This window comes from Kribbella sp. CA-294648 (genome assembly GCF_050943845.1).
Classification (GTDB): domain Bacteria; phylum Actinomycetota; class Actinomycetes; order Propionibacteriales; family Kribbellaceae; genus Kribbella.
Genome location: NZ_CP191981.1, coordinates 559524 through 586475 on the forward strand (window position 1 = coordinate 559524; position 26952 = coordinate 586475).

Below are 26952 nucleotides of genomic sequence, written 5' to 3' on the forward strand. Positions count from 1 at the left end.
CTACTACGTATTACATCGTAGCCTGGATCGGATACCGTCTGGGCGTGGAGTGGATGGTGCGGGTCGGGGTCAGGTGTGATGTCGGGGTCCGGCGGGGGATCGGGCATGTGATGCGGTGTTTGGCGTTCGCGGAGGAGTTGCGGGCGCGGGGGGTGGAGGTGGTGTTCGTGTGCGACAGCCCGACGGTTCCGTGGGTTGATGCGCAGCTCAGCGGGCGTGGGATTCGGGTCGAGCCGGCTGTGTGGACTCCTGGCGAGCACGTCGAGATGGTCGAGCGGCTAAATCTCGATGCCGTCGTGTTCGACTCCTATGACCTGCCGGGTGAGGTGTTCAGCGCCGTACGCCGATCCGGGGTGCCCACGCTGGCGATCGTGGATGGCGAGCTCAGGGGTGCCGACGCCGACGTACTGGTCGATCAGAATCTCGGGGCCGAGTCCGACCGGCCTGTGCTGCCCGAGGGAGCCATCAGGCTGGCTGGGCTCGACTATGTGTTGTTGCGCGACGAGGTGCTCGCCTGGAGGCCGGTCGAGCCGCCCGTACTACGGCCGTCCGGCGTACCAAAGGTGTTCGCGTTCTTCGGCGGCACTGACGCCTACGGAGCCGGCCCGTACGTCGTACAGGCCCTGGCGGCGTCAGGCGCACCCTTCGACGCGACAGTGGTGGCTCCAGGCGACGACCTGGCCAAGGCGATCGCCGCTGTGCCGCTTGCAGAAGACCAGCGAGTCCAGGTGATCGGCCCGACGTCGCAACTCGCCCAGGCCGTCGTGGAGTCCGACCTGGTCATCAGTGCTTCCGGTACGTCGACCTGGGAGCTGCTGTGCCTCGGGGCCACAGCCGGTCTGGTGTGCGTCGTGGACAACCAGGAGCTGGGCTACGAGCGAGCAGTGGCCACCGGTGCGGCCGCAGGGGTCGGCACGCTCGCCCAGCTGAAGGCAGACCCGGCAGCTGCGTCCGCAGTACTACGGACGCTCCTCACCGACGCGCAGGAGCGAGCACAGCTTGCTCAAGCCGGCTGGAAGCTCGTCGACGGCCGGGGCAGAGTGCGAGTCGCCGATGCGCTTCTGCAGCTCATAGCCCCAGCGGCTACCTGATCTCGTAGATCGTCGCGTCCAGAGTCGCGTGCCGCAGGCGGACGAACTGCTTCAGCTCCGGCGACACCTCACCGGCCAGGTTGTCGGCGTACAGCCAGCGCACGCCCAGCTTGCGCAGCCGCTCGATGATCGCCACCGACGGTGAGGTGAAGGTGGCGTCGTTCGCGGCCAACTGGTCCTTGTTCCAGTACGGCACCTGCGCCGGGTCGGTGCCCGTGGTCGCCGAGATCCGCAGGGACCGGTTGGTCCGGACCCAGCCCTCGATCAGCACCTGCCGCTCGGCCAGCGCCGCGATCCAGAAATGCCGGCTGTCGCACGAGTCGCCGCGCCGCACGATGCAGTGTGCGTTGGTGGCGATCAGGTCGCTGCGTGAGCTGTTCTCCTTCAGCCACCGAGCGGCATCCGCCTGGGCCGCGGTGGGACCGCCGCGCGCCGGACGGCCGTAGACGACATCGCTGGCCTGCCCCGACACCAGACCGATCAGCGGCAGCGCCGCAGCACCAACCATGCAGGCGGCAACGACAGCGGCGAAGAACGCCGTCGGCAGACCACCACCGCGGCGACCCACCTTCCAACCAAGGGCGACGACCAGACCCGCAGCCAGCAAAGCGGCGACCGTCCAGATCAACGGCTCCTTGACGCCCGGCCGATCAGCAGCGGTCCAACGCGCAACGCCACAGCCAACCAACCCGAGCAGGGCCGCTGCAGCTATCAGTACGCCGCTCCGCCGGTCGTCCAGCCGCTCGACCAACCTGGCCAGCCCCACACAAGACAGCACAGCCAGGAACGGAAACGCCATCCGGTAGAACGACAACGGCTGGTTGGTCACCAGCGCGGCCATGAACCCACCGATCGCGAATCCGGCCACATAGATCCCACCCGGATCCCGCCAGAACCGCCGCAGGAACAGCACTCCGACGACAGCCAGCCCCCAGGCGGCAAGGATGACCGCCGCGCTGATCAACTGAGCCCGGCCGTCCGAATCGACCCCCGCCCGGATCGACTCGTACGGCGGCAGGTGCACGAACAGATCGCCGAACTTCACCTGCAACCCGGACGACTCGCCCCCGAACACGACGATCGCCGATCCGATGAACAGGCCCAACGCGATCACGACGCCGAAGAACGCGGCCTTGGTCGATCGCCGGAACAGGAACACCAGCAAGAAGCCGCAGACCGCCATCGGCAACACGGTCGCCTTGGCGCCGGCCGCGGCCAGCGCCACCAGGATCAGGAGTAGCCACCGACTCCGCGGCGCCTGCTTCCGCAGTACGTCGATGGCCAGCAGGGCCAGCAGCAGCGCGAACATCAGACCCAGGTTCTGGGTCGGACTCAGGTAGGCACCGGCCACCATCGAGACGCCACCGATCGACACGTCGTGCAGTGGTTCCAGCGCGCCACCCAGACCCGCAGCCAGCACGGCAAGCGGCCCCACCCAAACAACACCGGTGAACCGCTGGGTCACCGCGAAGACCAGCGCGCACCCGGCCAGCGCAAAAGGCAACCAGGCCAGCGCATAGATCAGCGTTGTCAGCTCCACCCCGGTCGCCCATGAGGTCGCCGCGGTGATCTGGTGGAAGAAGGTGTGGAACTTCATCGGCTCGCCACCGATCCACAACGGCACAATCGGTACGTCGGCCTTCGCGCTGGCCGCGAGCGCGTGGTGGAACGCCATCCCCGGATCGCTGACCAGCGGATCCACGTACGCCGGTGCGTAGCGCTCCGGACCCTTGCGGTAGATCGCAAAGAGCACGAGTGACGTCGCCAGTGACAGCAACCAGGCGGTCCAGGGCGCAAGAGGTGTCTCGGCCCGGCGCCAGATGCGGTTGCGCACATCGCGGTCGAGGACGGCCAGGACGAGCACGATCGGCGCCCATCCCCACGACCAGCGCTGCAGTCCCACGGACGCGCTGGCCAGGTAGACGATCAGCTGGACGGCCGTCCCGATCGCGAAACCCGCCGCGAAGTCCTCGACCAGGCTGCCGCGATACGCACCGACCAGCCGCCAGAGCACGACGCCCGGCAAAGTCACGCCGACCGCGAGGAACAAGCCGAACCTGAGGACGTCGAACAGAGGCGCCCGGGCAAGCAGCAACACCAGGACCAGGAGCAGCACCGGCAGCGCTGCCATCCGCCCGGCGAGGGTGCCCGCGCCGGTTTCCCTCGGCCCGCGCCGTCGAGCCCTGGAGTGCATGCGGGTCACCCTAATGCCGCAACGGCTCCTATGCGTAGGCGGACTGTCACTCAGGGGAGTTCGTAGACGAGCGCGTCAGGAGCCTTGAAGCGCAGCGTGGCCAGACTGTTCAGAGCGCTTGAGACGATTGTCTGAGTCGGATCCGCGTAGAGCCAGCGGACGCCGTACTTCTCCCGCAGCACCCGCAGGTTGTCCCGGGTCGGCGCCACGAAGACGATGTCGTTCTCCCGCTGTCTGGGCTGGTCCCAGAACGGCAGCGAGTTCGGGCCCATCCCGGTGCCGGCGACGAGGTCGTTCAGCGTGTTCGTGTACGCCCAGCCCTCGAGCAGGACGTGCCGCTCGGACAGCGCCGAGATCCAGAAGTGCCGCGCGTCGCAGCCGATCGTGTTCTTCATCGCGCAGTGCGCGTTGGTCGCGATCAGCTCGCCCGGCGCCGCGTGCTCGCGCAGCCAGCGCGCCGCATCGGTTTGGCTCTTGGTCGGCCCGAGCAACTGCTTGTCCGTCTGCGGCGCGAGCGTGACCGGCTTGTACTGCGCCATCGCCTGCACCGGGAGGAACAGTCCCGCGCCCATCCCGGCCAGGACGAACGAGGCCAGCGCGATCCGGCTGGGCCGCCCTCGCCGATGGGCCAGTTTCCACAAGCCAGTGACGACGGCGGCGACCAGAAGCAGCAGCCCGATCGTCCACACCCACGGCCCGATCAGCCCGGTCAGCGAGCCATCGGCCTTCCTGAACGGCTCCGCGTCGGACCGGACGATCGCCCGCGCGGCAGCCGTCGCACCCACTCCACCGACGACCGATGCGAGCACGATGAGCTCGGAGCGTTTGTCGGCGAACCAGAAGACGACCATCCAGACCCCGGCCGCGGCCAGCGCGGCGATCACCGGTACGGCGGTGCGGTGGAAGTACAGCTGGCTCGTCCCCGGCTGGTCGGTCAGCACCATCGCGCAGAAGCCCGCGATCGAGATGCCGACCAGGAAGATCATGCCCGGATCGCGGAACCAGCGGGCCGCCGTACCGGTGATGATGACGAGTCCCGCGGTGCCGAGGACGAGGCCGAGGCAAGCGGTGATGGCGCTGATCCACATCGCTCTGTGGTCGAGCTGACCGGACGGCAGCGGATCCGCGATCAGCGGGTAGATGCCGATCTTGGCGAACGTCACCCACGGCTTCACCGCGAGCCCGGACGAGTGCATGCCGAAGACCACCACGATCGATGCGGCGAACACCCCGCCCAGCACCACGGCGATGAGTACGGCAGCCTTCGCCAACCGGCCGTAGCAAAGCCGCACGAACACGACGAGTCCGAGCCCGCAGATCACCAACGGCAGCACGGTGGCCTTGGAACCCGAAGCGGCCGCGGCAATCAGGACGAACATCACCCAGGTACCGGGTGCGTTCCGGCCACGCAGCAGGTCGATCCCGAGAATGGCGAGCAGCGTGATGAGCGCACCGCCGAGGTTCTGCGTCGGGCTGCCCCAGACGTAGTTCAGCAAGCCCTCGGACAACAGCGAGGCCTGTGGATAAACGCTGACCGTACCGCCGACGGACGCGACCGCGATGGCGAGCGGACCTGCCCAGCGTGAGCTCGGGGCCAGCCGGTCGGTGAGCGCGAAGATAAGCGCGATCCCGGCGAGCAGCAGCGGCACCCAGCCGATCGTGTAGACCAGATCGGTCAAGTCGACGCCGGTCGCCCAGGCAGTGGCGGCCGTGAACTGGTGCCAGAAGTAGTGGTAGTCCATCTGCTCGCCACTCACGTACGGCGCCTGCAGCGGGAAGTCGTACTTCGCACTGGCCGACAGGGCTTGGTGGAACGCCATGTCGGGCGAGTTGGAGCGAGCATCCGTGTACGGCGCCGGCACCAGGTTGCGGTAGCGCCCGGTGCCGTACAGCGGCAGTGCGCAGGCCAGCACGATCAACCAGGCGGTCAACGGATGCACAGGTCGGTCGACCTTGCTCGTCACCCGCTTGCGCCAGCTCGGTACGGAGACAGCGGCCAGGAGGACGGGTGCGGCCCACAGCCACGCCCACTGCTGCAGCCCTAGTGGTGAGACAGCCAGGTAGACCAGGATCAGCGCGGAGACACCGACCAGCGAGCCGGCCGCGATGTCTTCGATCAGGTTGTGCCGCAGCGGGCTGGCCAGCCGCCACAGAATGAAGCCGGGCAGAGTCAGCCCGAAGACCCAGAACCGCAGCAGCGCCACGATGCTGTCGCCAGACGCGTGCCCTGCCATCAACCAGATGGCCAGCCCTGCCAGCGCAACCCCGGCACCAGCCTTCACCAGCCGCGCAGTCAGCGTCTCCGGGGTCTGTCGCGGCGGTGGCAGCGGCGGCCGGATGACGGCCCGTCGCTTCCGCGCCGAGTCCCGCAGCCGGGCCGCCTCGCGCAGCCGGGCTTCCTCGATCTCCCGGGCCTGTTCCAGCTGACGGGCGCTCTCCCGCCGCACGGCTGCCTCCCGCCGACGTTCAGCGAGGCTGTCGGCGCGAGGCGCATCGCCCGTCACGATTGACACCAGAGCACCCTATCCGCGCACCGGCCCGAGTAGCCTCCCCGGCAAGGAGGTCTTGTATGCCAGCCAGTCAGCCTGTTCTGTCTGTCGTCGTACCGATGTACGACGAGGAAGAGGTGCTGCCGATCTTCTTCGATCGGATGCACCCGCTGCTGGACGGTCTCGGCATCAGCTACGAGCTCCTGGTGATTGACGACGGCAGCCGGGACAGGACGGCCGCGCTGGTCACGGAGGTCGCGGCGAGCTGGCCACAACTCCGCCTGGTCCGGCTGCTTCGCAACTCGGGTCACCAGGCTGCCCTGTCGGCCGGCTTCCGGCGGGCGCGCGGGGAGTACCTCGTCACCATCGACGCCGACCTGCAGGACCCGCCCGAGGTCATCGCCGACCTGCTGGCCACCGCCCGCGACCAGGACGTCGATGTCGTGTACGGCGTGCGCTCCGACCGCTCCAGTGACTCGTGGCCGAAGCGAACCACCGCCCGCCTGTACTACCGGCTCATGTGTCGTCTGGTCGGCAAGCAGATCCCGTTCGACGCCGGCGACTTCCGGCTGGTCTCGCGCCGGGTGGTCGACGCCGTGAACGGTCTACCCGAGGACGGCCGGGTGTTCCGGCTGGTGATCCCGTGGCTGGGCTTCCCGAGTGCCGAGGTCGCCTATGTGCGGGCCGAGCGCGCGGCAGGCGTCACGAAGTACAACTGGTCGAAGATGTTCCGGCTGGCCTTCGACAGCGTGACCGCCTTCTCGGCGGCACCGCTGCGGCTGGCCACCTGGCTCGGGTTGCTCGGCGGACTGCTGTCCTGCGCTGTCGTGATCGGTGCACTGGTCATCAAGCTGGCCGGGCGCAGTATCCCGGGCTGGACGTCGACAGTGCTCGCAGTAGGAGTGATCGGCGCGATCCAGCTGCTCTGCCTGGGTCTGCTGGGCGAGTACGTCGCCAGACTGTTCCAGTCGAGCCAGCGGCGGCCGCAGTTCCTGGTCGGCTACGACAGCCTCGAGGACCCCGGCCACCACAGCTACACCGAGGCAATCGAGGCCCGGGAGACAGACCAAAGGTAAGCTCCGTTGCCATGCCGGAGCTGTCGCCGATCCCGTTCGTCAAGGCATATCTGGCGGGTGACGAGCTCGCCTACGTGAACCAGTCCTTCACCTCCGCCGCGGTCACCGGCGACGGTCCGTTCACCGTCCGGGCGACCGAGCTGATCACCAAGCTCACCGGCGGCCTCGCGTCGCTGCTGACCACGTCCTGCACCCATGCGCTGGAGCTGACCGCGCTGCTGCTCGACCTCGAGCCGGGCGACGAGGTGATCCTGCCGTCGTTCACCTTCGTCTCGACCGCGAACGCCTACGTACTGCGCGGCGCCGTCCCCGTCTTCGTCGACATCCGGCCGGACACGCTCAACCTCGACGAGACCCAGCTGGAGGCCGCTGTCACCGAGCGGACCAAGGCGATCGTCGTGGTGCACTACGGCGGGGTCGCGGCCGCGATGGACGAGGTGCTGGCCGTCGCGGCGAAGTACGGGCTGGCGGTGGTCGAGGACAACGCGCACGGGCTCGGTGGGACGTACCGCGGCCGTCCGCTCGGCTCGTTCGGGCTGATGGCGACGCAGTCGTTCCACGGGACCAAGAACGTGCACTGCGGCGAGGGTGGCGCACTGGTGCTCAACGACGCCGGCCTGGTCGCGCGGGCCGAGGTGATCCGGGAGAAGGGCACCAATCGCAGCCAGTTCTTCCGCGGCCAGGTGGACAAGTACAGCTGGGTCGACATCGGCTCCAGCTACCTGCCGGCCGACCCGCTCGCCGCCTTCCTGACGGCCCAGCTGGAGCAGTTCGACCGGATCCAGCAGCCACGCCACACGATCTGGGACCGGTACGACGAGGAGCTCGCCGGCTGGGCCGCCTCACGTGGAGTCGGCGTACCGACGGTGCCTGCAGAGTGTGTGCACACTGCGCATCTCTACTACCTGGTGATGCCAGCCCCCGCGGACCAGCAGGGCTTGATAGCTCACCTGCGCGAGCTCAACATCAGTGCGCCGTTCCACTACGTCCCGCTGCACTCGTCGCCGGCCGGTGAACGCTACGGTCGCGTGGCACCCGGCGGCTGCGAGGTGACCGAGCAGGTGAGCAGCAGGCTGGTCCGGCTGCCCTTGTTCAGCCAGCTCACAGAAGACGAGCAGACCCGTGTGATCGACGGCGTCCTCTCCTACAACCTGGCCGACGCATGAGCTGGTACGACGCCCTGGAAGCCGGGGAACTCACCAGCAAGCCCGCCGAGTACGAGTCGAAGCGTTTTGGCGTCTCGGTCGACCGCATCACCGTCTCAGCCTCAGCCGGTACGCCGCTCGACGAGGTGCTCGCCGCTGTCGACAAGTCCGCCGCCGACGTCGTCGTACTGCGCTACCCCGCCCGCGAGGTGAGCTGGTTCGCGGCACTCGCCACTGGTTCGCGGACGGCGCTCCTGGCCGACAGCCTCGTCTACTGGGCGCTCCCGGTCGGCAAGGGACGTCGTCCGGCGCCACTGGCCGGGTTCAACGCGAGCCTGGAGGAGTCTGTCGACGACGACCTCCTGGACGACCTGGTCGGCGACATCTTCGGGGACTACGGCAACCACTACTGTGCGAACCCGCTGTTCAAGCGCTCGGAGGCACTCGCCGGCTACCAGGAGTGGACCCGCCGCAGCGTGGCTCAAGCCGGTGCCGTCGTACTGCGGGGCCCCGATCGCCGGGTGCTCGCGCTGGCGACCATTGACCAGCAACGGTCGTGGACCGAGGTGGAGCTGGCCGGCGTCGTACCCGCTGAGCAGGGCCGTGGGCGCTACGCGCACCTGCTTGCAGCGGTCGAGGACGCGAGCACCAGCCGACGGTTGGTGATCTCCACTCAAGGGCATAACACCGGTGTCCAGCGCGCCTGGGCGCGGTACGGTTTTGAGCCTGTACACACGCTGCTGACAGTGCACTTAGTAACCGCCCGGCTACTGCTAGCATGACGATCGCATTCGACTGAGCCGAGGGGATACCGCAGTTGTGACGCCGCGGCTGAGCGTGATTGTGCCGTTCTACAACGTCGGGGAGTACATCGGCGACTGTCTCGAGTCGATCGCCCTGCAGACCTTCGCCGACTTCGAGGCGATCCTGGTCGACGACGGCTCGCCGGACGACAGCGCGGCGATCGCGAAGGACTTCTGCCAGCGCGACTCCCGGTTCCGGATCGTCGCGCAGGACAACCAGGGACTCGGCCCGGCCCGGAACACCGGCGTCCGGGAGGCCCAGGGCGACTACCTGACCTTCGTCGACAGTGACGACCTGGTCAGCCGGCACGGCTTCGAGCGACTGATCCGGACCCTGGACGAGACCGGGTCCTGCCTGGCCGGCGGCAACGCGCGGCGGTTCAACAACAGCGCAGGCGTCCGGCCGTCGTGGATCCATCGGCTGCCGTTCGCCAAGGACCGGATCGCGACGCACGTGATCGAGACGCCGGACCTGATCCTCGACCGGATGGTCTGGAACAAGGTCTACCGGCGCTCCTTCTGGGACGAGCACGGCTACGAGTTCCCGGCCATCCGGTACGAGGACTACCCGGTCACCCTGCAGGCGCACCTGGACGCGGTCACCGTCGATGCCCTCGCCGCGCCGGTCTACTACTGGCGCGAGCGGGAGTCGGGCGAGTCGATCACCCAACAGAAGTTCCAGTTCGGCAACCTGGCCGACCGGGTGGCGTCTGCGGAGCTGGTGCTGGACCTGATCGACTCCGGCCAGCCCGGGCTGGGGGAGATCAGGCGACGGGTGCACTCGCACCTGACCCAGATCGACATGCTGACGCTGATGATGGCCTTCGGCACCGTGCCCGCGGAGGAAGAGCAGAACCTCGTCCTACTCGCCTGCCGCCTCCTGGACAGGCTGGACCGGTCAGTGCTCGCTCGTGCCCACGGCTACGACCGGCTGCAGCACGCTGCCCTGCGAGCGGGAGACGTCGACCTGCTCCGCCGACTGGCGCACTTCCGGCACGAAGGCGGTCTGCGGGGCGGCGCCCGGGCTCTGCTGAAGCCAGGTCGGCGGCGGCAGTTCGAGCACAACTATCCCGGCGTCCACGAGGCGAACACGGCGATTCCCCGCTCGCTCTACCAGTTGCCGGCGCGTGAGCTGACCCTGGCGACCACCGTCCAGCACGTCGCCTGGCGGGACGGCGGCCTGTCGATCAAGGGCACCGCCGAGATCCGTCATCTCGCGACCGACGCCTCCTCGACGCTGCGGATCGCACTGGTGATCGCCGGAGCCGAGACACCCCTCGCAGTACGCCGGTACGACGCGACCGACTCGCATGGCGACACCGCGCCCGTCGGGTTCGAGGTGCACCTCGACAAGCCGTTGCTGGCCAAGCTGGCCGACAGCGGCGCGCCCGCGCACTTCGCAGTACGGATGAAGTCTGGGAAGGCGCGGCGGGAAGGCAAGCTGCGGGGGCAGAAGGCCGGTAGCCCGGGATGGCCGCCCGGCAGCTGGATCAGCCCCAACAACTGGGTGCAGCCCGGCCCCGCGCCCGACGGAGCCTTCGTACTGCGGCGGATGGTCGATCCCTGCCGGCTGACCTCCGTCGAGCAGTTCGAAGACGCCCTCGTACTGCGAGGTCGCGTGCCGGCCGCGCTGGAGGACCCCAAGCTGCAGCTGACCAGGCCGTTGTCGGGGCAGGACCAGGTGCTGTCGGTGGAGCTGTCGAGCGACGGGCGCTTCAGCGTGCGCATCCCCTATGCGCCGATCATCGCGGAGACGAACCCGGACGACCCGTTCAGCCAGCGCACCACCTGGGCGTTCCGGCTGGTGGGCAGCGACGGCACCGAGAAGCTGTTGCTCTGGACGGCCGAGGAGCAGGCCACCAACCACCTGGAACAGGGCCGGCTGGTCTCGCTGACCCGCTCGACCGGCGGTTACGTCAACCTGCACGAAGGACCCGCCCGACTGATCGCCGAGCGGGCGCTGTTCGTTGCTGAGAGCAATGAGTTGCGGATCAGTGGGCCGTCGACCGATGTAACCCACACCTACAGCTGGCGACGGTACATCGGCGACTCGGACGACCACCTGGACGTGGCCTGCCGCAGTACGCTGTGGGACGGGCAATGGACGGCGGCGGTGAAGTTGCCGGCGCTGATCCCGGCCAACCCGGTCGCGCACGCGGTCGACCCACTGGCCAGCCTGGCCGACTGGGTCCTGTTCGCGGTCGCCGAGGACGGCTCGGCGCAGGCCGTGCAGTGCGAGCCGTTCCTGGCCAGCCGGTTGCCGTTGGTCGTCGACCAGATCGGTCACACCCTGGGTGTGCGACCGCACGCAGGCACTCTTCACGTCGAGGTTCGCTGATGCATCATCACAACCACTACTACGGTCAGGCGCACATCCTGGCCCGGTACGCCGGGCTGGACGACGAGCAGCCGCCTCGCCTGCGCGGCTACCTGCAGCACGGCTGGAACATCGGCGACGGCTGGAACCCGGTGCACGAGTTCTTCGACGGCGCCTGGCGGTTCACCTGGAGCGACGCGCCACGGCGCCGCGGTCACGCGCTCGGCCGGCGGAACTACCACAGCATCGGCGCGCCCTTCCTGTACCTGCTCGACCTCGAACCGGAGCTCGGCGTCGTCCCGGAGGAGGAGCGCGAAGGCACGCTGTGGTTCCTCTTCCACGGCTGGGAAGGCGGCAAGATCGAGGGCGACCACAAGCGCCTGATCGACGAGATCCGGGAGACCGAGCGCGGTCCGGTCACGTTCAGCCTGTACTACACGGAGTACGACCGGCCGGAGATCCGGAAGTCCTACGAGGACGCGGGGTTCCGGGTTGTGTCCTTCGGGCGGCGCGGGTTCTCCTACGAGGGGACGGACCGGCGCTTCCTCTACAAGCAGCTGGTCGAGCTCCGCAAGCACAAGCGGGTGGCGGCGAACCGGCTGTCCACCGCGGTCTTCTACGGGATCGCGGCGGGCTGCGAACCGGCCGTGTACGGCGACCCGATGCAGATGGCCGGCGAGAACCCGCTCTTCGGCGGCGAGGCGCGGATCGCGCGGCTGTGGCCGGAGCTGCTCGGCAAGGAGATCGACCTGGCGGCCGCGCGGGCGACCACCGACCTGGAACTCGGCGTGCCGTGGATGATGCCACCGGCCGAACTGCGGATGTTGTTCGATTGGAGAGAGCGTGTCTGACAACCAGCTGGCCGTCGAGGTGGTTCGCGGGGAGATGCAGCCGTGGAGCGACTACGAAGGCAAGCGCCAGGCTGTCGGGGGACCGGTACTCCGGGCCCTGCTGAACGACGTACTGCCGGCTGACGCACGCACCCTGATCGTCGGCCCGCATGCGGCCGACCTCGTCGCGGCGGTGCTGGCCAAGTCGTCGTCGGCAACCATGCTGGTCCGCTCGGTCTCCGACGCTACGTCACTGGCCGAACAGTTCCCCGACCTGCAGGTCGTCGCCGGAGCCCTCGACGGCCTCACCGGCCTCGCCGGTACGCCGTACGAGGCTGTGGTTGCTGTCGACGGTCTGGACCGCGTGCTGGGCTACGACAGCGACGACCTGACCTGGCCCCAACGCCTGGACGCCCTCGCCGCCCTCTGCACTCCGGAAACCGTGCTGGTGCTCGGCCTGGAAAACGAGTTCTCCCTCACCGCCTTGCTGGACAGCCGCCCTCAGTCGGAACGTCACGGCGACGACGAATGGCGCCCCCTCCACGACGACCCGGCCCGCCCTGTCTCCGCAGTACAACTAGCCTCCGAACTAGCCCGAGCCGGCCTACCCCTCCAGTCGGTCTACGCCACCTACGCCAACAAAACCCTGCTAGCAGTAGACACAGCGGCTGCCGCCCGCCCCGGCACCCTCCCAGCCCGCCTAGCCACCGAGGCCCTGGAGTCAACCGAAACCCCACTCCTCGCCCCCATCGCCGAAGCCGCCGAGTCCGCCTCCCGAGCCGCCCTCCTGGCCTCCACCGCGACGGGCTGGCTGGCGATCACCGGCGTTCCCCTCAAACACGAGATCTACACCGAGACAGGCCCCGTCGTCCTCGCTGCTGCCCACACCTCCACTGGCTGGACCATCACCCCAGGCGCGCCCGGCGCGCCCGGTGCGGCCGGCGGCACGGCAGCCGGCGAAGCCGGCGCGGCCGGGGCATCAGCCGCCTTCGGCGCGGCCTCGACCTCCGCCTCGCCTTCAGCCCGTGACGTTTCCTTCGACGTTTCTGCTGTCCCTTCTGTGGTTCCCGGTGGGAGCAGCGTCGAGACGGTTCTTCTCCGGTTGGCTGCTGCTGAGGATGTGCCTGGTTTCCGAGCGCTTGCGGGGCGACTTGGGGAGTGGTCCTTGGCGCAGAGTGGGCGGGTGGTTTTGCGGTGGGATGACGTTGTGGTGGACGGAGACTCGTTTGCGTTCGGGGTGTCTGGTTGGGTAGCCGACGCTGAACGTGGTGACCTGCTGGCGGCTGCTTGGCAGCGGTTCCACGCTCGCCTGATCGAGGGGCACCGGCGGCACCCGTGGCCGCCGTGGATGGTGGGGGACGATCTTGTCACCACCTGGCTCGGCATGTCCGGGGCGCCCGACCAGCCGGTCGCCCGCGGCAAGGAGATCGCCGCCGCGTTGTCCGCCGCTCTCGGCAAGGTGGAGACGCCCACCCCCGACGTACGGACCGCTCTGGCCGATGCCGAGCGGGCCAAGCAGGAGTTGTTCGAGCTGAAGGGCCACGTCTTCGGGCTCGAGCGCACGCTCGGGTTCCGCGACAAGGCGCTCAAGACCCGCGAGGCCCGGCTGCGCGACCTGCGCCTTCAGGTGCAGAAGGCCAACGCCGAACGCACCCGCTTCCGCAACTCCCGCGCGTACGCGGCCGCCACCCTGATCCGCAAGGCGGCGACCATCCGCAACCCACGCAAGTTCGCCTACAAGGTCAAGCGCCGGCTCAAGAAGAAGCTCGGCAACAGGTTCTAGTGCTCCAGCAAGGTTGGGGCGGAGCCCCATCCCATCAATGCGGTCCTGGGGGACCCGGGCTGGGCGTGGGGAGCCTCGCGCACGACCGCGATTGATGGGCTGGAGCTCCGCCCCCTCAGATGGAGCGGGTCGCAACTGCCGGGCTCGCCGAACCGCGGCTGCCTGTTTCCGCATCGGCTCCGGGGAGGGTTTTCTGCCCGCATCGGTCGCAAAATCCTCCCCGGGGCCGGCGGAAGTCCGCCCCGAACCGGTTCAGGGCGAACTGCTGTCCCTCCGTCCAGCCGCAGGACCCGCCGGCCAGCTGGCACCAGCTGACGCTACTGGCGTCGGGCGATCAGCAGCTGGTGCGTGTCCGGCCACTCGACGGCTTCACCCGCCGGCGTGCTGAGTGAGGCAACCGGCGCGATCCGGTTGTCGATCACCCAGTCGTTGCGCCACGCCTTCGAGGCGGGGTCGACGGTGAAGCCCGCCTGGGTCGCGACCTCCGACCAGCCGGCGAAGTTGAGTCCGCAGAACTGTTCGTGGGTCTCGCTCAACCAGTTGTCCACGTAGTCCTTGCGGGTCAGGAAGTCCATCGCGTCCGCCAGCCGGAGTACCAGCTTGCCGTCGCGTTCGGCGTACTCGAACGGCACCGACGCATTCCGCCGGAAGTCCCGCGCGAATTGGAAGAACCGAGCCCGCGTGGACAGCTTGGACACGTACGCCGCCGGATCCGCCAGCGCCTCCAACTCCACGGGCGCGTCCGGATTCGACCCGTCGCTGTCGTCCAGCTCCAGTACTACGCTCCGCTCCGGCTCGCCCGGACCGCAGACATCGGAGTTCACCCACACCCCACCCGGTGCCGTGTGCGCGAACAAAGCATCAGCAAACCGCTGGACGGTCTCCGGCCGCGACCCATCGGCGTACGACCAGATCTCGTGCGTCAGCGCCAGTGTGAGGGTGGTGTCGATCGACCGCGCGGGGAAGACGGCCGAGCCGAGCATGTTGCGCTGGTAGAAGTAGACGTTCGGGTTGCCGAAGAGCCCTTGCTCCTTCTTGTGCACGCATTCGGCGTACAGGTGCCGGGCCACCTCGACGCCGATCAGGTCGGACTCGTGGAACCGCGGGTCGGCGTCGACCAGTTGCAGGGTGGCGCCGGTCGCGCAGCCGATGTCGAGGATGCGCCCGGGCCGGACGAAGTCCTTGATCTGCTGCCATTTCCGGTCGGCGGCGGTCTCGAAGGCGTCCGCGTAGGTCTTGTAGTCGCGGGTCGTGGTCAGTCCGCCGTCGTCGCCGACCACCGGGTCGTTGACGCACCGCCGGATGTGCGCGTCCAGGTGATAGCGGTCGAAGACGTCGACCGTCGCCGGATGCGCCAGCTGCCGCCACTCGTTGTTGCCTGCGGCAATCATCAGCAGGACGTCCCACGGCCGCGGCTGGTCCTCGGGCTCGACGCCGATCACCTGGTACCCGAGCTGCTCGTACAGCTTCGCGACCTCGGGGGTTGAACACGCGACGACGGTGTTGCCCGGATCGAGCTGCACCTGGTCGTCGGTCCCGGCCTCGACCGCCTTGATGGTGACATCGGCGAAGTCGTCGGTCGGGGGCGTGTCCACCACGCCGATCACCAGCGACCGGATGCCGACCGCCACGCTGAGCCGTTCGATCGCGGCCTCCCGCCGGTCGAAGGGCACCGGGTTGCGCTTGGTGGTGTGGTGGTTGGCCGACGTGACCGCCCAGACGATCGTCGCGTCGTACCGGCGCAGGAACTCCGCCTGGAACCGGGTCAGCACGTGGTGCCGCCCGGGGAACAGCAGGTACTCCATGTCAGTCAGCCTCACGCTTGATGTCGGGCTCGCTCTTGATGTCGGGGTGGGCGTCCACGTCGGTGCGCTCGCGGATCACGTATGTCGGCCGGCCCATCGACCCCGAGTGCAGCCGCCCGACGTACTCACCCAGGACGCCGAGCGCGAGCATCTGCGCGCCGGAGAACAACGCGACCATCGACGCGATCGTGGTGAACCCGGCGACTGTGGTCGCACCCGTCACGTACTTGACGATGATCACGCCGAACAGCCCGACCCCGAACACCGCGCAGATGAAGCCGAGATAGCCGACCAGCCGGAGCGGCTCCACGGAGTACCCGGTGATCAGCGTCAGCGCGTGCTTCATCAGCATCCAGGTCGTGTAGTTCGACTGGCCGATCGTGCGCGGATCCATCCGGACGGTGGTCTGCGCGATCCGCGTGGTCGACCACGACAGCGCGACATCCACTGAAGCGTGCGGCCCGTCCAGCCCGTCGAACCCGTCCCGCAGGAAGGTTCGGAAGGCCCGGAACGCGCTGATCGACCGGGCATCCCGGACCGACATCGCGGACGCCATCGTGCGCTTCACCAGCCGCGACGAGAAGCTCCGCGCGAAGCCGTGCTCCTCGTCGGCCGGTACGCCGTACACCAGGTCGACGTCGTCGGTCAGCGCCCGCAACAGCACCGGCACCTGATCGGCGGGGTGCTGCAGATCGTCGTCCATCGTGACGACCACCTCGTACCGCGCGTTCCGCACGCCGGCGATCAACGCGTTGTGCTGGCCGTAGTTCCGCGCCAGCCGCATCGCCCGGGCCTGGGGGTACTTGTTCGCCAGCTCGCTGGCGACCTGCCAGGTGTCGTCCGGACTCCCGTCCACCACCAGCACGATCTCGAACCCGCTGGTGACCGTGGGCATCACCTTCACCAGGTCGTCGACCAGTTGGGGCAGAGTCGCAGCCGAGCGGTAGCAGGGCACGACGACGGAGACGAGCACGACCAGGCCTTTCGACGGAACGTAGTTAGAGAAGGTCCCAGGTCAAGGGGGTCCCGGCCGGTGCATCGGTCCGGAAGGGGCGGCCTTCGACGGTGCTGAAGGCGTCCGGGGGCAGTCCGCCGGCGGGGCGGATCGAACGGACGTTGCCGGGACCGACCTTCTCACCGGCCTTGACGTCGCGGGTGACGTAAAGCGAACGCCGGAACCGCAGGACGTTCTGCTCGGCCTGCTTCGGCCCGATGATCGGCTCGCCGAGAGCCTGGTGGGCAATGGTGGTTTCTTCGACCAGGGCCCGGACCTCGTGCGGTTCCAGCGAGAACGCCGAGTCGACGCCACCGTCGGAGCGGGACAGCGTGACGTGCTTCTCGATCACGGTCGCGCCGAGGGCGACCGCCGCGATCGAGGCGCCGATCCCCATCGTGTGGTCCGACAGGCCGACCTGGACGCCGAGCGCGTCACGCAGTACCGGGATGCCGCGCAGGTTCGACTGGTCGGCGGGGGCCGGGTAGCTCGCCGTACAGGAGAGCACGACGAGCTGCTCGTTGCCGGTGGAGCGGGCCGCGCGGACGGCCGCGTCGATGTCGGTCAGCGTCGCCGAGCCGGTGGAGATGATCACCGGCTTCCCGGTCGCCGCCATCGCGCGGACCAGCGGCAGGTCGCCGATCTCGTTCGACGCGACCTTGTAGCCGGGCACGTCGAGCTTCTCCAGCATCTCGATCGCGGTCAGGTCGAACGGTGACGCGAAGGCGACCATGCCGAGCGAGTTGGCCAGCTCGAACAGCGGCTCGAACCACTCCGACGGCGTGTGCGCCTCCTCGTAGAGCTCGTGCAGGTGGCGGTCGGCCCACAGCTTGTGGTCACCCGGCAGCCGGAACGCGGGCAGGTCGACGTCGAGCGTCATCGTGTCCGCGGTGTAGGCCTGCAGCTTCAGGACCTGGACGCCGGTGTCGCCCATCGCCCGGACGATCTCCTTGGCCCGGTCGAAATCACCGTTGTGGTTGCCCGACATCTCCGCGATCACCACCGGCCGGTGCTCGGGACCGATCGGGACGCCGCCGAAGTCGATGGTCCGGGTCGCGCTCATCTGTTCTCCTTCGGCTTGCGCCGGTTGTCCTTGGTCAGCTTGATCGGCAGCACGACGAGGTCGCGCCCGTCGGCGTACCGGTACTCCGGCTCGCCCTCGGTGAACCGGAACCGGCGATTCATCTGCCGGACCACGGTGTTGTGCTCGAGCACCTCACCGGTCAGCTCGTCGAGGCCGAGGGTGTCGAAGGCGTAGCCGACGGCCTCCTTCATCACCTCGATCCAGGCAGGCAGCGTCTCGCCGCGCTCGGCCAGCCCCTCGGAGTCGAGGAAGAACCCCCAGGCACCGGTACGCGGGGTGGCGTCGAGCTCGAGGTCGAAGAAGTTCACCACCCCGGCGGTCCGGCCGTCGCGGTCGTAGATCAGCACCCGGCGGGCGGGATCGACACTCGCCTTGGACCACCACGCGGCGTGCTCCGCGGCGGAGATCTCGTGCGCGGTCAGACTGACATCGCGGTTGGCCTGCTGGTTCCGCAGGGCCCGGATGGTGTCGACGTCGTCGTCCGTCGCCTGGCGCAGCATGGCCCAACCGTACCGACCTCTTCTGTGCCCGGCCCAACTGTGTAACTATCTTTCGAATCAGCCTACGAGTTCAGTCGGAGAGTGACATGAAAGCCTGGCGGATCGTGAGCCTCCTCACCGCGTCGGCCTGCCTGCTGGCCGGCGCCCTCACCAGTACGGCGACCGCTGCACCACCGGAAGGCGAGAAAGCTTCGTCCTGTACTACGAACGCGCAGACCCCGCTTCGGCAGTTCCGCGCCAGCTGGGTCGCCTCGGTGGTCAACATCGACTGGCCCTCGAAGACCGGGCTGACCGCCGAGCAGCAGAAGGCCGAGCTGATCGGCTGGCTCGACGACGCCGTCCGGCAGCGCCACAACGCGATCATCCTGCAGATCCGCCCGACCGCCGATGCCTTCTGGCCGTCGAAGGTCGAGCCGTGGTCGCAGTACTTGACCGGCACGCAGGGCGGCGACCCGGGCTACGACCCGCTGGCCTTCGCGGTCGCCGAGGCGCACAAGCGCAACCTGGAGCTGCACGGCTGGTTCAACCCGTACCGGCTCTCGATGGGCACCAACCTCAACGCGCTGGTGCCCACGCATCCTGCTCGGCTGCACCCGGAGTGGGTGGTGACGTACGGCGGCAAGCTCTACTACAACCCGGGCATCCCCGCCGCGCGCAAGCTGGTCGAGGACGCGATCATGGACGCCGTCGCGAACTACGACCTCGACGGCGTGCACTTCGACGACTACTTCTACCCGTATCCGGTGGCCGGCCAGGTCTTCGACGACGCGGCCACCTATGCGCAGTACGGCGCGGGTTTCCCGACGCTGGCCGAGTGGCGGCGGAACAACATCAACCTGTTGATCCAGGAGATCCAGCAGCGGATCAAGGCGATCAAGCCGTGGGTGAAGTTCGGCGTCTCGCCGTTCGCCGTCTGGCGCAACAAGGCGACCGACCCGCAGGGATCTGACACCACGGCCGGCGTGCAGACGTACGACGACCTCGCGGCGGACACCCGGCGCTGGGTGCGGGAGGAGTGGATCGACTACATCGTCCCGCAGGTCTACTGGGCGGGCGGATTCGCTCCCGCCGACTACAACAAGCTGGTGCCGTGGTGGGCCGAGCAGGTCCGCGGTACCGACGTACATCTCTACATCGGCCAGGCGACCTACAAGGTCGGTACGTCGGCGCAGTCGCCCGACTGGTCGGACCCGAAGGAGTTGAGCGATCACCTGGCCTTCAACACGACAGTGCCTGAGGTGAAGGGCGACATCTTCTTCTCTGCCAAGGATGTCCGCGCGGATCGCCTTGGCGCGACCAGCTTGCTCAACAGCACCTGGTACACGCGTCCGGCCTTGCTCCCGGAGATGCCGTCGCTCGTCTCGCGTCGACCGCTGCCGGTCCACGCACTGCGGTCGGATCGGACCTCCACCGGCGTCCGGTTGCAGTGGAAGCCGACGTCAGCCAACACCACGTCGTACGCGATCTACCGCCGTGACGTGACAGCAGGCGACTGGTGCCCCGACAACGACGCCCGCAACCTGATCGCCACCCAGCGCGGGACGACCTTCGTGGACACCACAGCCGTCGAAGGCCACCGCTACCTTTACACGGTGACGGCCCTGAATCGAGCCGCCACCCAAAGCATCCCGATTCCAACCTTCAGCTGATCAAGGCTGGGGGGTGCCGCTGGTCGGCGGTGTGAAGCTGGGTGACGGAGTCTGCGAAGGAGTACCGCCCGGCGGCTGCGACGGAGAGCCGCCGGGCGTGGAGGGCGTCTGGGTCGGGGTCGGGAAGGTGCTCGACGGTGGGGGAGTCGGCCCACCAGGCGTCGGGGGCGGGTAGAGCTGGTAGACGCGGACGGTGCCGTAGTGGAAGCGCAGCTGGGTCAGCCGCTCGAGCTGCTCCGGCGGTGTCCCCACGCGCTCGTCGGCCAGCAACCACTGCACGCCGTACTGCGTCCGCAGCGTCTCCAGCACTTGCCGGGTCGGTGCGGTGAAGGCCTCGTCGTTCAGCCGACGCCGCTCGGGATTCCAGAACGCACCCTGGACCTTCTCGTCCGCCGCGTAGCTGTCGTCGACGCGTTGGGTGTACGCCCAGCCCTCCACCAGCACCCGCCGTTCGGCGTACCCGGCCAGCCAGTAGGACCCGGTCAGGCAGCGATCCACTCCGGCCTGCCGGCAGTGGATGTTCGTGGCGATCAGGTCGTTCGGCCCCGAGTTCCGGCGGATGAAGCGTGCCGCCTCGATCCCACCCGGCGCGATCGACTCGTACGCCGTCAGCGGGGTGGCGGCGAATTCCTTCAGTGACTCCATCGTCGGCGACACCGTCAGGCCCAGTGCGACCCCGACCCCGACCACTGCCCACAGCTGTCGCTTCAGGCGTCGCGACAACACCAGCAAGCCCGCGCCGATGAGCGCGATGACCAGCGCCACCACCAACGGCTGCGCGAAGCAGTTCGCCGTCGTGCACGAGTCGTCCGAGCGGTAGCGACCCCAGTAGATCGCGGCAGCGCCGATCAGCATCGACGGCGCCGCGACGTAGTACTGCTTGCGGTCGAGCGAGCCGAGACCCCAGGTGGCCAGCAGTACGCCATAGATGAAGCCGCTCCGGGCGAAGAACACCTGCGTCTGGCCGCTGTCGTACAGCAGGCCGGCCGCGACGACCGAGCTGATCAGGCTGACCAGCAACAGGACCACCATCGGATCGCGGGGCTCCCGCCGGCGGATCAGCAAGGCACCAACAGCAGGCAGCAACCAGCCGAGCGCCACGATGACCGCGATCACCACCAGCGCCGCCGTGGTGTGCTGCGCGGTCATCACGTCCATCATGTGCCGGAAGGTCTTGGCCGGCTGGAACTCGACGGTGGACGGCTTGCCGCGCAGTACGACGAGGAACATGAACCCGTACCAGGCTGCGACCCCCGCACCCAGCGCGAGCGCCCGCAGGTTTGGCCGGCCGGCCCGCACCGTGAGGTAGACCCACGCGGCGGCCAGGCCGGCGGCGTACACGGGCAGGGCGGACGCCTTGGTCGCGGAGAGAGCGGCGATGAGGATGCCGGCCGCTACCAGCAGGGCACTGACCTGTGCTCGCGTCTGCGTGGGTTTGCGGCGGAGCAGCAAGGCAGTGACCGCGATCAACGGCAGCATCAGCACTGTGGAGAAAGCCTGTGACGGATGGGAGAACTGGCCCATCGAGAACGGGCCGTCGTTGAACAGCCGCGAGTCGACGGCCCACGGCCAGGCAGTGAGATCTCCGGCGGCCACCGTGAGTCCGGCAGCGATCGGGGCCGCCACAGCGCGTCCGGTCAGCACGACACCGACCGCCGCGGCGCCGAGAACCGTCAGCAGGAGAAAGGCGAACGGCGCCATCCGGAAAGTCAGTACGTCGAGCTCCACGCTGGTGATCCAGTGCGCTGAAGCCAGGTGGTCGTAGACGGCGAAGTGGCTGGTGAGCGGCCGGCCGGACGCGTACGGGAGCTCTGGTGGGAAGTGATGAGTCAGCTCACCGGCGAGCGCCAGGTTGCGCGCGGCGTCGGAGTCCGAGCGCAAAGCCGCGGGGCCGTCGACGGGGATCAGCTGCGAACCGACCCGGACGAACCAGGCCGCGACCGCCCCGACGGCGACCATCACGCCGGCCATCGCCCACCAAGGCGTGTGTTTCACCGGCAGCGTGCTCTTCGGGATGGCGCGGAAAACACCCATCGCGAGGGCCGGCATCACCAGGGCCGCCAGCGGGATGTCGAAGTACCGGCCGATGGGATAGATCAGGGCCTCGACCGCCAGGCCGAACGCCGTACCGAGTGCCACGTCGACCGTGAACCAGCCGGTGCCGCCGGTCAGCCGGCGCCAGAACAACGTGCCGGGCACGGCGATCACGAGCACCAGATAGACCAGGTACGCCGCGGCCATCCAGGGGGCGTGGTCCTGCAACGCGATGAACCAGGCGAGTGGAAGCACGGGCAGGCTCACCATCGCGGCAAGGCGCATCGCCCGTCCTGGTCTCGCCATAAAGGTCCTCTCGCTCGCCAACCGGTGCACAGTGTATGAGCCGTTTACCCACCGGCCGTGCGCGCCTACACTGAGTAGGCGAACTCCCCCTGGTCCGTCACACAGCGCACGGGAGGTCATGGTCATGCCTGCCCTGCACATCGCAGGACTACCAGTCGAAGAGGTCCTGCTCGCCGCGTTCGCGGCCGCCGCCCCGATGCTCGCACTGATCGGCTGGGAGATCCGGGACCGGGTCCGCCGGTTGCGCCGCAGACTCTCCAACTCCAGCAACGAACCAGCGCCCGCTCCGGAGGTGCCGTAGACCGTGCTCCTCGCGACCAGGCAAGCGCTAGGCTCTGTGGTCATGGCTGAGCTGACGCGGGAGCAGATCCGGGACCTGATGGGAGCGGTGCTGAAAGCGCAGGGCAAGACGCTGCCGGCCGACGACGAGGCCGACCTGCGGGAGATCGGCTTCCGGTCCCTGGACTTCTCCGAGCTCGCGCTGCGGGTGGAAGACGAGATCGGTGACGAGCTGAACTTCGACGCACCGGGGCTGCGCCAGATCGCCAAGGTCGGCGACGTGCTGGACTTCATCGAGCAGCTCCAGTCGGCGTGACCACGCGGCGCCGGTCCACCGCCCTGATCGGGGACGACAACACCGTCGTCGCCGGCGGCAAGACCGTGACGTGGCGGACCCTGCACAAACTGCCGCAGCTGCCCTCACCGGCCGCGGTACTGGTCGACAACGGTGCGGACGCGCTGGCCGCCGTACGGCATCACGCCGTGCATGGCACCGAGTTGCTGGTCGCGACTACCTCGCGCGTCGACCTGAGCATGCGGGAGGAACTCGCGGCCTCCGGCTTCGCGATCGTCATCGCCAAGGGCGACGAACACTCCGTCGAGCCCGCGAAACTCAAGCGGGTGGAGGAATCCGGCCGCGCCTGGCTGCTCACCTCGGGCTCGACCGGCCGACCGACCCGCATCGGTCACACCCTCGAGTCGCTGACCACGGTCACCACCCAGCAGCAGCCGCGCACCTGGCTGCTGCCGTACTCGCCGGGCACCTACGCCTGGTGGCAGGTCGTCACGATCTCACTCACCCAGGCCGATCAGGGCCTGGTCGTGATCGAGCCGTCCGAGCTGGAGATCTGGCCGTCGATCGCCGCCGAACATGGCGTCACCGCAGCCTCCGGTACGCCGACCTTCTGGCGCCAGACGATCTACCGCGACACCGAGGCGCTCGCCAAGGTGCCGCTCGAGCAGATCACCCTGGGCGGCGAACCCGTGGACCAGACGATCCTCGACCGGCTGCGCGACATCTTCCCGAAGGCGCGCGTCTCGTGGATCTACGCGTCCTCGGAGGTCGGCGCGTCGATCGTCGTCCACGACGGCCTGGCGGGCTTCCCCAAGGCCTGGCTGGACCGCAAACCGGACCCGGACGACGAGCGCCCGATCCTCTCGGTCGACGGCGACGAGCTGGTGATCACCTCGCCGCACCACGGCGCCGGGATGGACGGTGCCGTCCGGACCGGCGACCGGGTCGAGTTCGCCGGCGAGCGGGTGCTGATCACCGGCCGGCTGGACAGCGACGAGATCAACGTCGGCGGCTCGAAGGTGTCGGCCGGTGTGGTCCGCAACGTCCTGATGGCCCACCCGGGTGTCGCCTGGGCGCGGGTGTTCGCCCGCAAGGCGCCGCTGGTCGGCCGGATGGTCGCCGCCGAGGTGGTGGCCAACCCCGACATCGGGCCGATCACCGACGAGGACCTGGTCCAGTGGTGCTCGCACCGGCTGCCGGACTACGGCGTACCGCGACGGATCAAGTTCCTGGCCGAGATCCCGCAGAAGGAGACGTTGAAAAGCGATGTCTGAGCCTCTTGGAGTGCCGCCGGCCTCGGTGGTGCTCGTCTCCGGTGGTTCGCGCGGTCTCGGGCTGGCGATCGTCACCGACCTGCTCGCGGGTGGCGTCAAGGTCGCCGCGTTCGCGCGGACCGTGACCGCCGAGCTGACAGCGCTGGCGGCGAAGTACCCGGAGCAGTTGCACGTCGGTTCGGTGGACGTGAACGACGCCAAGGCGACGCAGGTGTTCGTCACGGAGGTCGAGGAGAAGCTCGGCCCGATCGACGGTCTGGTGAACAACGCCGCCGTCGGCCAGGACTCCCTGCACGTCCACACGTCGGCCGAGCAGCTCGCGGGCATCATTCAGACGAACCTCACCTCGCCCCTGATCCTTACCCGGTTCGTCCTCCGCCGGATGCTGGCCAAGGGCCTGAAGGGCCGGATCGTCAACGTCACCTCGATCTGCGCGCAACGCGGCTATCCAGGGCTGGTCGCGTACTCCGCGACGAAGGGCGGCCTGGACGCGGCGACCCGGTCGATGGCTCGCGAGCTGGGCGGTCGCGTGCTGGTCAACTCCGTCGCGCCCGGCTTCTTCGCCTCGGAGATGTCGGCGGTCCTCGGCCAGACCCAGCTCGACCAGATCGTCCGCCGCACCCCGACCGGCCACCTGACCGAGCCGGAAGAAGTCGTCCCGGTGGTCCGCATGCTGCTGCTCGACAACACCAACATCAACGGCCAGGTCCTGGTCATCGACGGAGCCGCTTCGATCTAGCGCCTTTTTGTCGGTGCCGGTTGGTAAGACGGTTCGTATGAAATTCGGAGTGATCTTGCCGGGCGGCGATGCCGCCGAACAGCTGGAACAGGCCGTCCTCGCCGAGGAGTCCGGCTGGGACGGCGTCTTCGTCTGGGAAGCGCCGTACGGCGTCGATGCGTGGGGACTGTTGTCGGCCATGGCCGTGCGGACGTCGCGGGTCCGGCTCGGCACCATGCTGACCCCGCTACCGTGGCGCCGCCCGTGGAAGCTGGCCAGCCAGGTGGTCACGCTGGATCAGCTGTCCAATGGCCGGGCCATGCTCGCGGTCGGCGTAGGAGCCACTGACTTGGCCGAGAGCCGCGAGGAGGTGGATCTGCGGACCCGCGCGGCGATGATGGACGAGGGCATCGACCTGATGCGTGAGCTGTGGGCCGGCCGGTTCAGCTATCACGGCAAGTACTACGACTTCGAGTCCGACCATCCCGACAACGTGCTGAGCATCGGCCGCCCGGTTCAGGAACGGATTCCGATCTGGGTGGTCGGCGTCTGGCCACGCCCCAAGTCGATGCGCCGGGTCCTGCGATGTGACGGTGTCCTCCCGCAGTACTCCACCGGCGAAGGAAGCCCGGCCGAGCTCCGAGACCTACGGACCTGGCTGGCCGAGCACGGCGCGCCAGCTGAGCTGGACGTGATGGCCGAGGGCGAGACCCCGACCGACGACCCGGGAGCAGCCGCGGCCCAGGTCACCCCCTGGGCCGAAGCCGGCGCCACCTGGTGGATGGAGACCCGCTGGGGCAACCCCCAACACACCCCCGACCGGATGCAACAAGTCCGCGACCGCCTAGCCGCCGGCCCACCGCGCTAACCAGGCAGGATGTTCATATTGCGGTGGAAGACGTTGGCCGGGTCGTACTCAGTCTTGATCTTCGCGAGTCGCGCGTACTTCGTCTCGCCGTACGAGGCGCGAACCCGGTCGTAGTCGTTCTCCGCCATCGCGTTGACGTAGCTGCCGATGCCCAGCGAGTGCGGCTGCAGTGTTTCCCAGAACGACCTCACCCAGGCTCGGTCCCCGGGCAGCAGGTCGGGAGTCGGCGCGACGGCGATGATGAAGATCGCGTAGCGCGGTGAGCGTCCGCCGGAGAACGCGGTGGCGTCTTCGTCGGTTTCGGAGTAGCCGTGGTCGAGCCGGTAGAACAGCACGGTCGACAGCGGTGAGCTTTTCAGCGGCACGTGTTCGGCGATCACCTGGATCGCCTCGTCCGTCAGCTCCTCGATGTAACTGCCCTTGTCGTAGCAGTGGTGGCCCCAGGCGTTCGGTTCGTCGATCGTCTGCTGCAGCGCGGTGTACGGCATCGGGGTGGCGAACTCGAACAGTGGGGGCAGCGCCGCGCGGATCTGGGCCAGCGTCTCCGCGTGCTGCTCGGGTGAGCCGAAGCCGACCACGATCAACCCGTACCCAGGCTGGAACTGGTGTTGCTCGGGCACGAACGGCGCCGGCGGTGCGGTGATCGCGCCGATCACGATGTTGATTTCCCTCGGCAGTGTGGGGATCAGCTCACGGGCTGTCCGCAGTACGGCGGGTCCTTGGTCCAGGCCCCAGAACAGCAGTCCGTACTGAACCATCGGGCCGACCTCGTGCAGCTGGAACTCGAACTGCGTCACCACGCCGAAGTTGCCGCCGCCACCCCGGACGGCCCAGAACAGGTCCGGATTCTCGTCGTCGGCGGCCCGCAGGATCCGGCCGTCCGCAGTGACGATCCGGACCGACAGCAGGTTATCGAGGCTGAGCCCGAACTGCCGGGTCAGCCAGCCCATCCCGCCGCCGAGCGTGAGCCCGGCGACGCCGGTGTGGCTGACCATCCCGGCCGGAACGGCGAGACCGTAAGCCTGGGTGGCGGCATCGAGCTCGGCGAGCTTGGTGCCGCCGCCGACCAGCGCCCGCTTGGCGCCGGGGTCGACGGTCACCTGGTTCAGCGCGCTCAGGTCGATCAGCAGACCGCCGTCGACCGTCGAGGCACCGGACATGCTGTGCCCGCCACCGCGGACCGCGATCTCCAGCCCGGCCTGGGTGGCGAACAGGATCGCGGTCCGAACGTCAGCGGTGTTGGAACACTGCACGACCACGGCCGGCCGCCGGTCGATGTCCGCGTTCCAGACCTCCCGGACTTCGTCGTACGCCGGATCGCCGGGCTCAACTACCCGCCCACTGATCGCTGTCCGTAGTTCGTCGATTCCGCTACTGGCTGTCTGAGTCATGGTCGCCCCCTGAAATGGTTACACGCT

The 26952-nt window shown here is 68.5% G+C and carries 21 protein-coding genes; 13 read left to right on the top strand and 8 right to left on the bottom strand.

Going from position 1 to position 26952, the window contains the following annotated elements; genetic code table 11:
- Positions 1-53 precede the first annotated feature (53 nt).
- Positions 54-1091, top strand: coding sequence for a PseG/SpsG family protein (locus ACQPYM_RS02785; RefSeq protein ID WP_433023167.1), 1038 nt, complete (start codon positions 54-56; stop codon positions 1089-1091).
- Here the strand turns inward: ACQPYM_RS02785 and ACQPYM_RS02790 are convergent.
- Entirely contained in the window at positions 1084-3285 is a 2202-nt protein-coding gene (locus tag ACQPYM_RS02790; RefSeq protein WP_433014251.1) for a hypothetical protein, read from the bottom strand. The two genes, ACQPYM_RS02785 and ACQPYM_RS02790, sit on opposite strands and share 8 nt — an antisense overlap.
- Positions 3286-3335: 50 nt before the next feature.
- The gene (locus tag ACQPYM_RS02795; RefSeq protein ID WP_433014254.1) at positions 3336-5798 is read right to left on the bottom strand and encodes a hypothetical protein; all 2463 of its coding nucleotides are present in this window, start codon (positions 5796-5798) and stop codon (positions 3336-3338) included.
- Between the two features lie 56 nt (positions 5799-5854).
- Here ACQPYM_RS02795 and ACQPYM_RS02800 point away from each other — a divergent pair, with 56 nt between their 5' ends.
- Genes ACQPYM_RS02800 through ACQPYM_RS02825 form a run of 6 tightly spaced genes read left to right on the top strand, consistent with a single transcriptional unit; the run spans position 5855 to position 13728 of the window.
- Positions 5855-6850 (top strand): glycosyltransferase family 2 protein, encoded by a 996-nt coding sequence (locus ACQPYM_RS02800; protein WP_433014257.1) that lies wholly within the window; start codon positions 5855-5857, stop codon positions 6848-6850.
- A gap of 11 nt (positions 6851-6861) precedes the next feature.
- Positions 6862-8016 carry a dTDP-4-amino-4,6-dideoxygalactose transaminase gene (rffA, locus tag ACQPYM_RS02805; RefSeq protein ID WP_433014260.1) on the top strand — a complete coding sequence of 385 codons (1155 nt, stop codon included), beginning with the start codon at positions 6862-6864 and terminating at the stop codon, positions 8014-8016.
- A complete protein-coding gene (locus ACQPYM_RS02810; protein WP_433014263.1) occupies positions 8013-8777 on the top strand; it encodes an N-acetyltransferase in 765 nt (254 codons plus the stop codon). Before rffA ends, ACQPYM_RS02810 begins: the two co-directional genes overlap by 4 nt.
- Positions 8778-8814: 37 nt before the next feature.
- A complete protein-coding gene (locus ACQPYM_RS02815; RefSeq protein ID WP_433014266.1) occupies positions 8815-11136 on the top strand; it encodes a glycosyltransferase family 2 protein in 2322 nt (773 codons plus the stop codon).
- The gene (locus ACQPYM_RS02820; RefSeq protein ID WP_433014269.1) at positions 11136-11966 is read left to right on the top strand and encodes a hypothetical protein; all 831 of its coding nucleotides are present in this window, start codon (positions 11136-11138) and stop codon (positions 11964-11966) included. The genes ACQPYM_RS02815 and ACQPYM_RS02820 overlap by 1 nt, the downstream gene beginning before the upstream one ends.
- The gene (locus ACQPYM_RS02825; protein ID WP_433014272.1) at positions 11959-13728 is read left to right on the top strand and encodes a hypothetical protein; all 1770 of its coding nucleotides are present in this window, start codon (positions 11959-11961) and stop codon (positions 13726-13728) included. The genes ACQPYM_RS02820 and ACQPYM_RS02825 overlap by 8 nt, the downstream gene beginning before the upstream one ends.
- 317 nt (positions 13729-14045) lie before the next feature.
- Here ACQPYM_RS02825 and ACQPYM_RS02830 read toward each other — a convergent pair whose 3' ends face one another.
- The 4 genes from ACQPYM_RS02830 to ACQPYM_RS02845 are packed head-to-tail and all read right to left on the bottom strand — an operon-like array spanning position 14046 to position 18111.
- On the bottom strand, positions 14046-15533 hold the full coding sequence (locus tag ACQPYM_RS02830; RefSeq protein ID WP_433014275.1) for a class I SAM-dependent methyltransferase: 1488 nt from the start codon (positions 15531-15533) through the stop codon (positions 14046-14048).
- A 1-nt stretch (position 15534) separates the two neighbouring features.
- Positions 15535-16506, bottom strand: a complete 972-nt coding sequence (locus tag ACQPYM_RS02835; protein WP_433014278.1) for a glycosyltransferase family 2 protein — start codon at positions 16504-16506, stop codon at positions 15535-15537.
- 25 nt (positions 16507-16531) lie between these two features.
- Positions 16532-17590, bottom strand: coding sequence for a pseudaminic acid synthase (pseI, locus tag ACQPYM_RS02840; protein ID WP_433014281.1), 1059 nt, complete (start codon positions 17588-17590; stop codon positions 16532-16534).
- Positions 17587-18111: a GNAT family N-acetyltransferase gene (locus ACQPYM_RS02845; protein ID WP_433014284.1), complete on the bottom strand. Its 525-nt coding sequence runs from the start codon at positions 18109-18111 to the stop codon at positions 17587-17589. Before ACQPYM_RS02845 ends, pseI begins: the two co-directional genes overlap by 4 nt.
- Positions 18112-18197: 86 nt before the next feature.
- Here ACQPYM_RS02845 and ACQPYM_RS02850 point away from each other — a divergent pair, with 86 nt between their 5' ends.
- Positions 18198-19760, top strand: coding sequence for a glycoside hydrolase family 10 protein (locus tag ACQPYM_RS02850; RefSeq protein ID WP_433014287.1), 1563 nt, complete (start codon positions 18198-18200; stop codon positions 19758-19760).
- Here the strand turns inward: ACQPYM_RS02850 and ACQPYM_RS02855 are convergent, their stop codons facing one another.
- A complete protein-coding gene (locus ACQPYM_RS02855; protein WP_433014290.1) occupies positions 19761-22079 on the bottom strand; it encodes a hypothetical protein in 2319 nt (772 codons plus the stop codon). It lies immediately after the preceding gene.
- 145 nt (positions 22080-22224) lie between these two features.
- Here ACQPYM_RS02855 and ACQPYM_RS02860 point away from each other — a divergent pair, with 145 nt between their 5' ends.
- Genes ACQPYM_RS02860 through ACQPYM_RS02880 form a run of 5 tightly spaced genes read left to right on the top strand, consistent with a single transcriptional unit; the run spans position 22225 to position 25534 of the window.
- Positions 22225-22401, top strand: a complete 177-nt coding sequence (locus ACQPYM_RS02860; RefSeq protein WP_433014293.1) for a hypothetical protein — start codon at positions 22225-22227, stop codon at positions 22399-22401.
- Between the two features lie 42 nt (positions 22402-22443).
- Positions 22444-22695, top strand: coding sequence for an acyl carrier protein (locus ACQPYM_RS02865; protein ID WP_360275398.1), 252 nt, complete (start codon positions 22444-22446; stop codon positions 22693-22695).
- The gene (locus ACQPYM_RS02870; RefSeq protein WP_433014296.1) at positions 22692-23948 is read left to right on the top strand and encodes an AMP-binding protein; all 1257 of its coding nucleotides are present in this window, start codon (positions 22692-22694) and stop codon (positions 23946-23948) included. The genes ACQPYM_RS02865 and ACQPYM_RS02870 overlap by 4 nt, the downstream gene beginning before the upstream one ends.
- The gene (locus ACQPYM_RS02875) at positions 23941-24687 is read left to right on the top strand and encodes an SDR family NAD(P)-dependent oxidoreductase (RefSeq protein ID WP_433014299.1); all 747 of its coding nucleotides are present in this window, start codon (positions 23941-23943) and stop codon (positions 24685-24687) included. The genes ACQPYM_RS02870 and ACQPYM_RS02875 overlap by 8 nt, the downstream gene beginning before the upstream one ends.
- 37 nt (positions 24688-24724) lie before the next feature.
- Positions 24725-25534 (top strand): LLM class flavin-dependent oxidoreductase, encoded by an 810-nt coding sequence (locus tag ACQPYM_RS02880; RefSeq protein WP_433014302.1) that lies wholly within the window; start codon positions 24725-24727, stop codon positions 25532-25534.
- Here the strand turns inward: ACQPYM_RS02880 and ACQPYM_RS02885 are convergent.
- Positions 25531-26925, bottom strand: coding sequence for an FAD-binding oxidoreductase (locus ACQPYM_RS02885; protein WP_433014305.1), 1395 nt, complete (start codon positions 26923-26925; stop codon positions 25531-25533). The genes ACQPYM_RS02880 and ACQPYM_RS02885 overlap by 4 nt on opposite strands.
- Positions 26926-26952: the final 27 nt, after the last annotated feature.

Coding starts and splice junctions, on each gene's coding strand:
- ACQPYM_RS02850 (WP_433014287.1), top strand. CDS start 18,198: ATGAAAGCCTGGCGGATCGTGAGCCTCCTCACCGCGTCGGCCTGCCTG.
- ACQPYM_RS02820 (WP_433014269.1), top strand. CDS start 11,136: ATGCATCATCACAACCACTACTACGGTCAGGCGCACATCCTGGCCCGG.
- ACQPYM_RS02830 (WP_433014275.1), bottom strand. CDS start 15,533: ATGGAGTACCTGCTGTTCCCCGGGCGGCACCACGTGCTGACCCGGTTC.
- ACQPYM_RS02810 (WP_433014263.1), top strand. CDS start 8,013: ATGAGCTGGTACGACGCCCTGGAAGCCGGGGAACTCACCAGCAAGCCC.
- ACQPYM_RS02885 (WP_433014305.1), bottom strand. CDS start 26,925: ATGACTCAGACAGCCAGTAGCGGAATCGACGAACTACGGACAGCGATC.
- ACQPYM_RS02785 (WP_433023167.1), top strand. CDS start 54: ATGGTGCGGGTCGGGGTCAGGTGTGATGTCGGGGTCCGGCGGGGGATC.
- ACQPYM_RS02800 (WP_433014257.1), top strand. CDS start 5,855: ATGCCAGCCAGTCAGCCTGTTCTGTCTGTCGTCGTACCGATGTACGAC.
- ACQPYM_RS02790 (WP_433014251.1), bottom strand. CDS start 3,285: ATGCACTCCAGGGCTCGACGGCGCGGGCCGAGGGAAACCGGCGCGGGC.
- ACQPYM_RS02880 (WP_433014302.1), top strand. CDS start 24,725: ATGAAATTCGGAGTGATCTTGCCGGGCGGCGATGCCGCCGAACAGCTG.
- ACQPYM_RS02860 (WP_433014293.1), top strand. CDS start 22,225: ATGCCTGCCCTGCACATCGCAGGACTACCAGTCGAAGAGGTCCTGCTC.
- ACQPYM_RS02855 (WP_433014290.1), bottom strand. CDS start 22,079: ATGCGCCTTGCCGCGATGGTGAGCCTGCCCGTGCTTCCACTCGCCTGG.
- ACQPYM_RS02865 (WP_360275398.1), top strand. CDS start 22,444: ATGGCTGAGCTGACGCGGGAGCAGATCCGGGACCTGATGGGAGCGGTG.
- ACQPYM_RS02875 (WP_433014299.1), top strand. CDS start 23,941: ATGTCTGAGCCTCTTGGAGTGCCGCCGGCCTCGGTGGTGCTCGTCTCC.
- ACQPYM_RS02845 (WP_433014284.1), bottom strand. CDS start 18,111: ATGCTGCGCCAGGCGACGGACGACGACGTCGACACCATCCGGGCCCTG.
- pseI (WP_433014281.1), bottom strand. CDS start 17,590: ATGAGCGCGACCCGGACCATCGACTTCGGCGGCGTCCCGATCGGTCCC.
- rffA (WP_433014260.1), top strand. CDS start 6,862: ATGCCGGAGCTGTCGCCGATCCCGTTCGTCAAGGCATATCTGGCGGGT.